The organism is Arenibacter hampyeongensis (assembly GCF_002909255.1).
Taxonomy (GTDB): domain Bacteria; phylum Bacteroidota; class Bacteroidia; order Flavobacteriales; family Flavobacteriaceae; genus Arenibacter; species Arenibacter hampyeongensis.
In genome coordinates this window covers 987215-1001082 of the sequence record NZ_PIOB01000001.1, presented here as the reverse complement: position 1 = coordinate 1001082, position 13868 = coordinate 987215, and the positions used below count along the sequence as shown (strand labels likewise).

The following is a 13868-nucleotide window of genomic DNA, read 5'->3' as shown; positions in this document are numbered from 1 at the left end:
CTAAACTGATGTACATGAGGAAACATTACCAACTTATACTGATCCTTGTTTTTTTGGTAGGCTGTGCCACCAATAAAACAAAATATGCAGAAGGTACTACAGTTGTGGACATGCCAAGCGATAGTGATTTACTGCACACTTTTTATTTGATAGGGGATGCGGGGAAATCCCCCATGAATGATCAAAGTGAAGCGCTTAAAGCTTTCCAAAAGGCTTTGGAAAAAGCCGATAAGAATAGCACTGCCCTCTTTTTGGGCGATAATATCTACCCAGCCGGAATGCCAAACAAAAAGGATTCCACCCAGGCCTATCTGGAAGCTAAAAACAATCTGGATGCGCAACTTGTGACCCTCGCCCGGTTTAAGGGCAATCCCATATTTATTCCTGGAAACCATGATTGGTACAATGAAGGGCAGGAAGGGCTGGAAAGACAACAAAAATACATCCAGAAACAATTGAATAGCAAAGATGTCTTTTTTCCTGAAGATGGTTGCCCTATTGAGAAAATAGATATCAATGATGAATTGGTACTTATCGCCATTGATACGGAATGGTACTTGACCAATTGGGACAAGCACCCTAGCATGAACGATAAATGCGAAATAAAAGATCGCGCAACCTTTTTTGAGGAACTTGAAAGCCTTATCAAAAAAAACCGTGACAGAACTACCATATTGGCCTTACACCATCCCATGTTCAGCTATGGGCCACATGGTGGTCAGTATTCGGCAAAACTTCATTTAAACCCTGTTGGCGGCAATTTTCCCCTCCCTATTATAGGTTCTTTTGTAAATCTTTTAAGAAAAACAAGTGGCGCATCCTACGCCGATCTCCAAAATAAAAGATATACGGAATTAAGGAATCGTCTGGTAACCATAGCGCAGTATTCTGAGAAGGTTATATTGACCTCAGGACACGAACATTCCCTACAATACATCGTGGAGGACAATATCCCCCAGATCGTAAGTGGCTCTGGGGCCAAGGAAGGAGCTACTAGATTGTTGAACGGCACTAAATTCTCTACGGGAAGAATGGGTTTTGCAGAACTAAAGGTGTACAATGACGGTTCCTCCCAAGTAAGATATTATGGGGTTGGGCAAAATAATGATTCTGACCTTCTATTTTGTACACAAGTACTGCCGCCGGATAGAAACGAAAATTACACATATAACTACAAAGATTTCCCAAAAGAGGTAAAAGCATCTGTTTACTCTAAGCACGATATTGAAAAAAGTAATTTTTTCAAAACTATTTGGGGCGAAAGGTATAGGAAATACTACGGCATGGAAGTAAAAGCCCCCACCCTTCGCCTGGATACGCTTTATGGCGGTTTAAAACCCGTCCGTAAAGGAGGGGGCAACCAATCCAAATCCTTGCGGTTATCCGATAAGAATGGAAAGGAATACGTAATGAGAGCGGTTAAAAAAAGTGCGGAGGTATACCTACAGGCCATGGCTTTTAAAGATAAATATGTAATTGGAGAATTCGAGGATACGTATACGGAGAAACTTCTAATGGATTTTTATACCGGGGCCCTGCCATACGGCCTTCTAACCGTGGGAACCCTCTCCGACGCAATAGACCTCTACCATACCAATCCAAAATTATATTATATCCCAAAACAACAAGCCTTGGCAGAATTTAATGGAGAATTTGGGGATGAGCTTTACATTTTTGAAGAACAGGTGGGCGACGGCCATGGGGAATTGGGCAGTTTTGGCTATACCAATAAGATTGAAAGTACCTGGGATATGATCGATAAATTAAAACAGGACGAAAAATATATTGTCAATACGGATAGATACTTAAGGACGCGCTTGTTTGACATGGTCATAGGCGATTGGGATAGACATGACGATCAATGGCGCTGGGGCGAAGTCAAGGACAAGGAAACCGGAAAGATTGTTTTTGAGGCCATTCCTCGAGATCGGGACCAGGTGTATTCCATTTGGGGAGATGGGGCCTTAATGGGTATTGCAACAAGAATAATTCCTGCCCTTCAAATGATGGAAGGATTTAATAATGACATTAGAAATGTGGCGGCCTTTAATAAGAGTGCTTATGGCCTGGATGTAACCTTATTGGCCCAAACTACAAAGGAGGATTGGGAGAAGGAGGTATATTATATACAGCAAAACCTAACCCCAGCCGTAATAGACGAGGCCTTTAGGGCTTTCCCCCAAGAAATTTTGGACGAAAATATCCTTAACTTAAAGACGATACTTATATCCCGGATCAAAGACCTTTCCAAAATTGCCGATGATTACTTTTTGGCAATCAATAAATATGCTGTCATAAAAGGAACCGATAAGGACGATTGGTTTCAAATCAACAATTTGTCCGACCAAGAAGTAGAAATAAAAGCTTATAGAAACATAGGTGGAAAAAAGGAAAAGCTATTCTTTCAGAAGAAATTTAACCGTAATATCACCCAAGAAATATGGGTCTATGGTTTGGACGATGATGATATCTTCGAAGTGGCAGGCGGTAAGGGCAATAAAATAAAAATTAGACTTATTGGCGGACAGAACAACGATGTTTATGATATATCCGAAGGTAGCAATACTTGGATTTATGACCATAGGTCCAAAAAAAACACGTTCAAGAAAATAAAGGGAGCAAAGTTAAGACTTACCAACGATTACGAAACCAACACTTATCAACCGCTTAAACTCAGGAACAGTACACGCCAGATAATCCCGACCATAGGATTCAATCCCGATGACGGCATGAAGCTTGGATTTAATGCTACAAATACTTTTTATGGACTACGGCAAAACCCTTATACAACCCAACACAATTACAATGCCGCCTATTATTTTGCCACTAATGGCTTTGAGTTGGGCTACAAAGGAGAGTTTGCCCATATTCTGGACAACTGGAACTTGGAGCTTACTGCCCGTTTTACCAGCCCCAATTTTAGCATTAACTTTTTTGGAATTGGGAATGAGACCGAAAATTTTGACGATACATTGGAGATGGATTACAATAGGGTGAAAATTCAAAACTTAAGTTTTACTCCCTCTTTGGTTTGGCGTGGACAGCTGGGGGCAAAATTCAGAACTGGAATTTCTTATGAAAGCTTGGAAGTGGAAGAAACCGAAGATAGGTTCGTGAATACCTTCTACCTGGCCAACGGAGAAGAGAGCAGAAACAGTTTTATTGGGCTGGACGCCGAATACACCTACGAAAATTTGGACAATGCCGCCTTCCCTACCATGGGAATGACAACTGGACTACTCATAGGATACAAGGCCAGTTTGGAGAACCAGGGAGAGGCCTATGCCTATATAGTTCCGAGTCTTTCCTTTGATTATAAATTGGTGTCCAATGGCAGGTTGGTCCTCGCTACAAAATGGAAGGCCAATTTTAATATAGGGGACGATTACGAATTTTACCAGGCAGCCAGTATAGGTGGGATAGATGGCCTTAGAGGCTTTAGAAATCAGCGATTTTCCGGAAAGACCAGTTATTACCAGAATACAGACCTTAGGTATAGTCTAAAAAGCTTAAAAACAGGATTATTGCCGGTTACAGTTGGGATATATGGAGGTTTTGATTACGGAAGGGTCTGGACTCCCAACGAAAATTCCGATCAGTGGCACAACTCATATGGAGGAGGTTTTTTCCTTAACGGGGCGGATGTGATGACTGCGAGGGTAGCCATGTTCAATAGTGTTGATGGCCCAAGATTTTCCATCGGTGTAGGTTTTGGATTCTGATATCAATCTGCACACTTTTTGCAGTACCTTAATTGCCCAACACAAAAGAATATAGATTTCTTCCCGTTTTTGCGGACTCCTCATCCGAAAGCAATAAGGTATTGTTATCGGTAAAGCAAACGGATTCCAATTGCGTATACACCCCTAAGTCTATGGTTTTTAAGGTTCCCGTAGAAAGGAAATTATCCATGGTAAAATCCCTGAACACCCATAAGGTGCCATTACCCAAGAGCACTATGGTTTTACCATCAGGGGAAATATCTGCTGATGTCACTTGCCCATTTATCTTTCCTTTAGGCGGAACAAACGAACCCAAATATTGGGCCTGGTGTTTCCCCTTTATGGCCGGAACTTTATATAGCAACGCTTCCCCATTAAAGGGTTGTGTCCTATTTTTTGTTACTATGTAGAAATTATTTTGATGATAAAAAAAGGCCTCGGCATCAAAAAGCAATTTTTTCTTTTTTGGAGGAAAATCCTTCTGTTCAGGATAATTAAATTCAATCTTTATCGCCTCAATATCATCTCCTTTTGCAGTATTGGGATTTGGTATCTTATAGATGGCCAAATTTTTCCGGTCGTTACTATTATTTCCAAAATCCCCTATAAATACATTATTGCCATCGCTGGCCAAATCTTCCCAATCGTGATTTTTGGCATTTTTTACCCTTAGTTCCTTTAAAAGATCACCTTCATAATTTGCCTGATAAATTTTATTGGGATTACCTCTATCCATAACGAACCAAAGTGTAGAATCCTTGGCTGGGAACATTCCCGAATTCTCCGTTAGTTTATGGGGAAGTTTGGTGACATATGTCAATTGTCCATAATTATGGGTACACCCCACAACAATGACCCAGAGCAGCAAAAAAAAGTATTTTTTCATTTTATTCTTTTAAAGGCATATATATCTCTGCTATCCATTCTATTTCATTTCCCCCAATATTTGGGTTATTAAAAAACACCTCAACTGGTGTTTCCAAGACTTTTATCCCGTTCATCTGGGCATAGTCCAACAAAGCGTACCAGGCGCGGTCAGAAGTAATATAATTTCCATTGTATATTGCTTTTAAGGCTCTAAAACTATTAACCTTTTTGTACTTTATGATTCCATTTTGTGGCAGGCTATCACTTTTTATTATTGGATAACAAAAATTAAAGGAAATACTGTCCACCTCCCTATTCCAATCGGTGATTTCCAAAAATGGTCTTCCATTTAATTCCACATTATTATTAACGAGGACAGTACTGAGCATCGGATAATTTTGCATCATTCCCTGTGCTTTGGAAAGCTGGGAAGCTTTTAAAGGGATATAGGCACAATAGGTTTCAGGCAATTGTTGCATGGAATCCAACACGGTAACCCTGAACTTTTCAATATGATCATTCAACAAATTGTTAAAGTCAATAATGGTCCTTTTGGTCCTTTTTTCAAAATTGGTGTCGGAAAAAGGAATGCTCAATTTATTCATTAAACTATGATTAACATCCTTTATGTATACATTTATATTGGAGGTAGAGTCATTAATGGGAGTGATTCTCCACTGATATTGGAGAATGGTATCATTAAATGACAGCTGCTGGTCAATATTCAAAAAATCCTTTTGTTTCAACAACATCGTATTTTTATTCGCATTGCCCCATAATTTTATACTTTGATTTATGGTTCCTGGGAATGTCTTGGATCTAATGGAGACCGAATAATCATAGGGTTTTAAAAAAAGATACCAAACCAAGGATATCAGAAGAAGGAAAGCGACAAAGTAAATAGTTTTGTTTCTCACGAATTATAATTTTATCCGGCTATATGAATCTTGAATATTACAGGAGCACTAATGTATTTGATTCTTGGTGTTATTTGGATACCAGGGATTTTTCTGCTTTCATTTCAAGTTTCTCCACAATAAATTTACCCAAGTTTCTACCCTGTCCTACCCCAATTTCCACAGCAGCCCTATAATGGATCCCACCATACATGCGGCTAATAGCCGCTTCATCTGCAGCCTGATTAAATGATGTAAAACTTCTTATTGGCAAGCCATAAGGTATTTCCGTATCATCATCAAAAGAAAAATTATCCCCAAAAATACTGGTCAAGGCAGTGGCCGCAGCACCGGAAACCACAGAATGTCCACTTGTGTATTCCGGAAAAGGCGGTGTTTGCAATACTGGCTGCCAATTCTCATCTATATACTGATTTATTACCGTTTCGGGACGTATAAGATTAGATCGGTATTTTTCATCCCAACAACTTATAAAGGCATCGGCTATGGCCATTGAGGTCTTGGTATAGGCAAATACCGTTTGATCAAAATCGGAATTTGTTTTTTCACAAGCAATTTTGGTAATCCCGATCCAGTGTGCCCCTGGAGTAATTTTTTTGGTTGCAAACATTAAATGACCCCTTGTTACGGAGACATAAGGGTTACAATCCCAAAACTTTGCAATGGCAATTTCTTCGGAAGTATCCCCTTTTGAGGTAATCTCGTTGCTTATATCATAGACCTCTTTTACCTCTTTATAGAAATCGGAACCCAATTCCATGGAAAATATTGGCGGTGGAGCAGGTACAAATTGATTGGCCGAGTCTATAACGAAAGGTCTAATTTTGCTCCAATGTGGTTCTATACCATCCATATAAGCTGGCGGTGTTGGCTGCCAACGCGAGGTGTCGTCCGTATTGATGGTAAATTTGGGCATCGTTCTCGTCTGTTTGTAATTATCCTTATCCAACCAGTCCCCTATATGCTTTGCAACCTCTAGACCATATTCCTTGGAATTATTGAATAGGGTCAAATTTTTATCCTGCCAATTAGCGTACAAACTATCTCGATATACCTCAATCTTGTCTTCCGAAAAAATTAAACGCTTGCTTATTTCCATATGCGCAATTAGGGCAGCCATTTGATAATTGATAGGTTTGTCCATCCCAGGTGCCGGGATAGGTGTCAAATCCGTTACCTGTCCAACCAAAGACTTGTATTCCTCATTGTTAAGCGCTATAATCTCATAAGCCGCAATATTGGGATATGCAAAAATTCTACTTGCCACTGGAGGCGAAAAAATATCATGGATCATAACTTCGGTAACCTTGTGTATGGAATTGTGCAGATCCTGGGGAGCAATAACAATTGGCTCCTCCTTTTTATCACAGGAGACTATTATTGCAAATAATAGAATTAATCTTAAATATTGTTTCATCAGTTTATACTTATTTGCTTATAAAAGGCAGATGTAATTAATTATAACCTTTTGTATTGTTTTTATACCGTGTTCATGAATTTGGGATTTTACTCTTAAACCCCTTAGTAGATATCAAGAATAGGAATGGTCCATTTCATTTTAAATTTATTATTCAAATAATTCTTCACCTCATTTTAACTCCAAAATATCCCTTTTAGAATAGAATAGCCATATTAGGACTCCTATTCGCCAATGTCATATACCTGGGTCCGATCGTTATTGTAGGTGACCAACAAATAGGGTCTACCGTTCAAATCTATTATATTTAAATGTCTTACCGACTTCAATTGCAGATCCAGGCCTATTTTGTTGCCCAAAATTACATCATTTTCATTTTTTATCAAGGCTCCTGAAAAAGAATCCAACCTCCCGTGATAGGGTTTGATTCCAAAATAGTTTCCTGCTGCCAAAATCTCTGTACTTCCGTCCTTATCAAAGTCATACTCTAAAAAGGCTCTTATAGGAGCAACCTGCAGTTCCGCCTTAAAGGGAACAAAGGAATATTTGTCACCATTATTCTGTAAATAACCGGATTGTAGGGTATTAACTTCTAGGACAGTGCTACCTTTAAAGGCCTTTTGATCTAAAATCCCGGTTATGGGTTTTCCTGCAAAGGCTTTATAGGTGGTAAACTTCTTTCTCAGGCCTACCATTTGGGCGGAAAGTTCGTCCAGACCTTCCAAAGGATAATACATGCCATTTTTTTCGGTGGCCACAATGGTCTCGGTACTCCCGTTCTGATCGAAGTCCGAATAAAACATTTTCATGGGATAATCATGTGAGGCCTTGAACTTGGTGTTGTTCCCCCAGTTTCCCAGTAGATAATCCAGATCTCCGTCCTTGTCAATATCAAAGGGTATTATGCATTCCCATAATCCACTATAGGAATTATCCAATAGCATTTGCTCCGTTAACTGACCCTTGTTGTTTTTATAGAATTTTGGCGACATCCACTCCCCCACAACTATTAAATCCAGTATTCCGTCATTATCAAAATCGCTCCAGACCGCATCCGTAACCATTCCGGCCTTTTGCAGTTCCCTATTTTCCACGATGGAGAACCTACCTTGATCGTTCCTCAGCAAATAGGAATTTGGGATATTGCCAAAATCGTTGGTTATGGCATTATTGCCAACAAATAAATCCAGATCACCATCATTGTCAAAATCGCATTCCCTTATTACTGCCGCATTTTCAAAAAACTCAGGTAATTCACTTGCCTCAAAACCCGATTTATTTTGAAGATAATAGCTATCCGTTAAGGGAGCCATCTCATTGTAAAAATCAGCCCCTCCACTACCTATAAAAAGGTCGTCCTTCCCATCATTATTCAGGTCCGCTATAATGGCGACAACATCTTCCTTTATGGAGTCGTTTGCAATATTTGCAATCCTTTTTTCCAAATAGGTGGAATCTCCCTGTAGAAATATTCTTGACGGAATGTATTTGGAGCCTCCAAAAAATATATCATTTTTTCCATCAGCGTTCATATCACCTATAGCCAAGGCAGGACCACGGTCAGATATTTGATAGGGAATTAGTTTTTGTCTATTGATATCCAAATAATTATCTTCTTCATGTGTGAAATTGATGCCCAAGTTTCCTTCAACTTTATTAAATATCCTTTTTGAAAATGGCCTTAGCGAATTATAATTGAAAGGCCGGGCGTTTTCCGGGGAAACAATCAAGGTTTGGTTTACTGCAACCTCTTTTAAAACCTGATAGGTCCTATTTGGCCAAACTATTTTTAAGGAATCAATCTTCTCCTGCTTTCCAAAACCAAAATGAACCATTGGTTCCGATGAGGCTTGGAATCCCCGAACGGTATATAATTCCTTGTACTGTAATTCCCCATTCAGATAAGCATAGACTTTGGTACCAATACCAAACTCATTCTTAGCGATATAATTAAACCTCAATTTTAAATAGTTGGCCTTGTCGTCCGTTTTGTTAATATACAACGCGGCAGGACTGTTAAGGGTATTGATTATCAAGTCCATATCGCCGTCATTGTCCAGATCGGCCATGGCAGTAGCTCCTGAAATCAGCGTATCCTTTACTGTCCAAACCCCCGACATATCCTTATATTTCAAATCTTCCCCTCCCTTAAAAACATAATTATGGGTGACTCCGGAAGGCATCATGTTCAGAGCCTGCTGATCTACCAATTTGGTGTTGCTAAGTTTATTTTTAATTTGCTCGTCGGAGGCGAATTTTATAAAGTCCAGATCGTTGGGCCTTTTTGGAATTCCGTTGGAAATAAAGATATCCTGTTCCCCGTCCTGGTCGTAATCCCCAAAGAGAGCACTCCAACTCCAGTCGGTCGCAGCAATGCCACTTTGGATCGCCGTTTCAGTATATGGAGTATTATGTTGATTTACAAACAACATGTTCCTCGAATATTGGTAGTGATAACCAAATCGGTCTACCCTTAATATTTGAGTTTGGGTAAGGTCATCCCCTTCGGAAGATTTTAGAACTCTTTCATCTTCAGGAAGCATGTCCAAAGAAATAAGATCTGGCCATCCGTCATGGTTTATATCGGCAACATCGTTTCCCATGGAAAACTTGGTGGTATGTCCAAAAAAGTTGCGCAATTGTTCAGAAAATGTACCGTTGCCATTGTTGATATAGTAATAGTCATCCTCGTGAAAATCGTTCCCAACATAGATATCCGGATAACCATCCTGATTAAAATCCGCCACGGCAATGCCCAATCCATATCCGTTGGCGCCACCGTAAATCCCAGCCTCTTCACTAACATCCACAAATTTTCCCACATCATTGCGCAATAGCTTATCTCCGGACTGTGCATTTCTTTTTTCTCTTAGTTCGGCCTTCCCATAGGATTGCTGTGTATGTACGGCATGGTTCAGTAGATACATATCCAGATCCCCATCCAAATCAAAATCCAGCAAAGCGGCTGAACTGCTGTAAGTGTCAAAATCGAGACCATATTCGGCTGCACTTTCCGTAAAAGTAGTATCACCGTTGTTTATATAAAGCTCATTTTGCCCATTAAATCCATTTATACCAACCACCGAGCAAACGTAGATATCCAATAGTCCGTCCCCATTTATATCGCCCATTATGGCCCCGGTGTTCCAAGTACTATTCCCAGAGACACCCGCAGTTTCGGATATGTCCTTAAATTTTAAGTTCCCTTCATTTAGGTATAATCTGTTATTTACCTGATTCCCGGATAGGAAAATATCGGGCAGCCCATCCCCATTAATATCACCAGTGGCCACTCCTCCGCCATTGTAGAAATATAGGTAATCCAGAATGTTCAGGTCATCGGTTTCTGTTATGGTATTTTGAAAGTCGATTCCCGTTTCATTTGGCAATGGATTCCTAAAAATCTCACCTTCCTTAGAGCCGCAACCATATAGAAGCACTGCACATAAAATGTTTAATGTAACTCTACTCATCCAGCGCAAATACTTTTGGTTTGTTATCATTAATGGCAACAATGACGAATCGTTTTCCATATTTATCCTTGAACTGTTCAATATTTTTCACCTCCTCTTTTATAAAAAATCCACTTTCATCGTAATCTTGCCATTCAAAGTCGAGCTTATCATTTCCTAAAAGTATACTTCCAAAATTGGCATCAAGGCGTGAATACTGAGGTTTGAACTCAAAATTATTACCGCCCATTATTAGATCCAAATAGCCATCATTGTTAACATCGGCACATGTAATACCACAAACACAGGACAATTGTACTCGCCCGGGCAATTTCTTTATTGTGAATTTTCCATCCCCTTCATTTATCGCAATTACGGATTCCTGTACGGAACCTTCCTTGACAATAGTATTGTTAAAGTTGTCATTTGAAAATAATTCATCAATAGTTCTTTTGGCATATTCGGAGGATTTTAGGTTCTGCTTCTTTAAAGCTACCATTTGTGTAGTTAGTTCCTTCTTTTGATGAATGGGATAGTCCTTTCCTTCAAAATTGCGAGTGGTAATCTGCTCAATGGTTCCATTGTTATCAAAATCATTTACCCACAATTTCATGGGATTGGCTTTGGAACTGGAATAAGGTACATTGCTGCCCTGATTTCCCAGAATTAAATCATAATCACCATCATTGTCCAAATCCTCGGCACTTATAGCATTCCACCATCCACTTAGGCTATCCAATGCGGTGTTTATTTTTGTTAATCGTTTTCCGGAATTTTTATAGATGATTGGCTTACCCCAATCGGCAACGGTTATTAAATCCTTCTTTTCATCACCATCGATATCTACCCAAATCGCATCCGTTATCATACCTGCTTGTTTGGTGTCGTATGCCAAACGTTCTGTGGCGTCCCCAAAAGTGCCGTCACCGTTATTTTCCAGAAATAAATGGTCCGGATCCAAGCCATAATTTCCTACAACACTTCTGGACCCGACAAATACGTCCATGTCGCCGTCATTATCAAAATCCTGGGGAGCGATTACAGCGATATTCTTATAGGTACTGGGTAAAGTTTCATTTGAAGCTTCAAAAATTCCCTTTCCATTATTAATATAAAGCCTAACCTTGTACAGTTTTTCATCGCCTACCTGGTTTCCTCCATTTCCTACCATAAGATCCATATCCCCATCACCATCTATGTCCAAAAATGCTGCAGCGGTATCCTCCATGGCCACATCCTTTTCAAAAGCTTTTTGTCTGGTGGGCGTTAAAGCCCCCTTGCCATCATGAAGATAGAGAACGCCGGCCTGGTTGGCTCCCCCTCCAATAAAAACATCTTCATTACCGTCACCATTTACGTCGGCCACCGATAGAGCCGGTCCTTCTTGGGAAAGCATTTTAGAGATAAGACCCTCGTAATCAAAGTCGTTGTAATTATTCTCTTTATGCACCAGGAGTTTGGAGTTTCCCAATTCTCTGAGAAGTGGATTCGCAATTGTTTTTTTATTGGGAACAAAAATATCCTGGGCTTCAGAATTTTTAAGGGTCAAGAATTGATTTGCCTTAATATTATTGAATTTTTGGGTACGATCATCCGGCCAAATTACCTGCATGGAATCTATAGTGGCATTCTTGCCCAAACCAATGGTCATAACATAATCCACTGAGGACTGGAACCCTCTGGAAGGCATCAATTCCTGGACTATGACTTGATTGTCAAAAAATAGTTTTACAGTGGTTCCAATGGCAAATTTATTGGCACCGCTACCTTCGAATTTTAATTTAAGATAATTGTTTTCCGATTTTTTATCGCTGTGGTTCTCATATAGAAAGGCTTCCATATTAACATTATTGACCACAATATCCATATCCCCGTCATTGTCCAAATCTCCATATGCCGCACCGTTTGACATACTGGGCAATTCCAGTCCCCACTTTTTGGTTTCATTGGAAAATGTAATATCTCCATTGTTCCTATAAGCGTAGTTGGGTTGGGGCGCAATGGGCATTTTGGCAATGATGGAGTCTATGGATTGTTTCTCACCGGTAAGGGCCATTTTCTGGATAATTTCATTGGCAAAAAAGTCCACAAAATCCAAATCTGTCAAATCGTGATTTATGCCATTGGTAATGTAAATATCCTTTAATCCGTCGTTGTCCATATCAAACAAAAGACCTGCCCAGCTCCAATCGGTCTTGGCTACCCCGCTGTAATAGGCTACTTCGGAAAATGAATTGTTTCCATTGTTCAACTGCAATGTATTTTGAATGTACTGTTGGTAAAAATCCTTACTCTGCTTTAATTTGAAAACATTGTACCCCTCAAACTCCATAACCGATTTTACCCTTTGATCTCCCTCTGGAAGCATGTCCGTAATAAAGATATCGGCAAAGCCGTCATTGTTTATATCGGCCATATCTATTCCCATAGCCGATAAACTTAAATGGGAGGTCCATTGTTCTATTTCTTCCTTGAAGGTGCCATTTTTTTGATTAATGTAGAGGTAATCCCTTTCGTAAAAATCATTTGAAACATAGATGTCCGGATAAAGATCTCCATTGATATCACTCACCATTACCCCTAGTCCAAAACCAATTAAACTGCCAAAAATACCGGCTTTTTCGCTTACATCCACAAATTTGCCGTCGTCATTTCTTAGGAGCATATCCCCCACACCCTTAAATATATCGGGAACCCCGGCCCAATCCTGAGCCCTTACCTCGCGTTGTTCCGCATAGCCCAAACTACTGACCGGCACATTGCTGTTATTTAATATATAGGCATCCAGGTCGCCATCCTTATCGTAATCAAAGAATGAGGCATGAGTTGAAAATCCGGTCTTTGCCAAATTGTATTCGGCTGCCTTTTCGATAAAAGTAAGATCCCCATTGTTTATATATAGGTCATTGTCATGGTTATTGCCCTCCATATTTCCGGCATTACTTACATATAGGTCCAATAAACCGTCATTATTAATATCAACCATGGTCACCCCGGTAGACCAAGGCTTATTACCCTGTACTCCAGCTGCTTCCGTAATATCCTCGAATTTTAATCCCCCTTTGTTCAAGTACAACTTATTGGGGACCATATTTCCGGTAAGATATATGTCAGGCAGACCATCGTTATTGATATCTCCAATAGCAACCCCACCTCCATTGTAGAAATTTCTGTATTTAAAAATGTTGAAATTTTTCTGATTTACCACCTTGTTTACAAAGTCGATTCCCGTATTTTCAGAAGCCAATAAGGAGAATAAGGTTTCCTCTTGAAGCACTGACGATTTATCAACTTCTTTTTTTGGGGAACAAGAACCCAACGAAAGCACTATCAATATCAATAAAATAAGGCTTACCCTTATATTTAGTTTTCCCATAGATATATTCGTGATTTTTTTTTAAGACAGCCTTAATTTACCATAACGGTATTCCATGCCTTTTCACCATTTTAAAGAATTATTTTATTTCCCTACAATTTTTATCTACTACCAACA

General features: G+C 39.6%; 6 protein-coding genes. 1 reads left to right on the top strand and 5 read right to left on the bottom strand.

Annotation, left to right across the window (positions count from 1 at the left end):
- Positions 1–14 precede the first annotated feature (14 nt).
- Complete coding sequence (locus tag CWD91_RS04075) at positions 15–3722, top strand: metallophosphoesterase (protein WP_103439640.1); 3708 nt, start codon at positions 15–17, stop codon at positions 3720–3722.
- Between the two features lie 28 nt (positions 3723–3750).
- Here CWD91_RS04075 and CWD91_RS04070 read toward each other — a convergent pair whose 3' ends face one another.
- The 5 genes from CWD91_RS04070 to CWD91_RS04050 form a co-directional block, all read right to left on the bottom strand.
- Positions 3751–4608 carry a hypothetical protein gene (locus CWD91_RS04070; protein WP_103439639.1) on the bottom strand — a complete coding sequence of 286 codons (858 nt, stop codon included), beginning with the start codon at positions 4606–4608 and terminating at the stop codon, positions 3751–3753.
- Position 4609: 1 nt separating this feature from the next.
- Positions 4610–5506, bottom strand: coding sequence for a transcriptional regulator (locus CWD91_RS04065; RefSeq protein ID WP_103439638.1), 897 nt, complete (start codon positions 5504–5506; stop codon positions 4610–4612).
- A gap of 70 nt (positions 5507–5576) precedes the next feature.
- Entirely contained in the window at positions 5577–6923 is a 1347-nt protein-coding gene (locus tag CWD91_RS04060; protein ID WP_103439637.1) for a vanadium-dependent haloperoxidase, read from the bottom strand.
- A 224-nt stretch (positions 6924–7147) separates the two neighbouring features.
- Positions 7148–10396, bottom strand: a complete 3249-nt coding sequence (locus tag CWD91_RS04055) for a VCBS repeat-containing protein (protein ID WP_103439636.1) — start codon at positions 10394–10396, stop codon at positions 7148–7150.
- Entirely contained in the window at positions 10389–13751 is a 3363-nt protein-coding gene (locus CWD91_RS04050; RefSeq protein WP_103439635.1) for a VCBS repeat-containing protein, read from the bottom strand. The genes CWD91_RS04055 and CWD91_RS04050 overlap by 8 nt, the downstream gene beginning before the upstream one ends.
- Positions 13752–13868 lie beyond the last annotated feature (117 nt).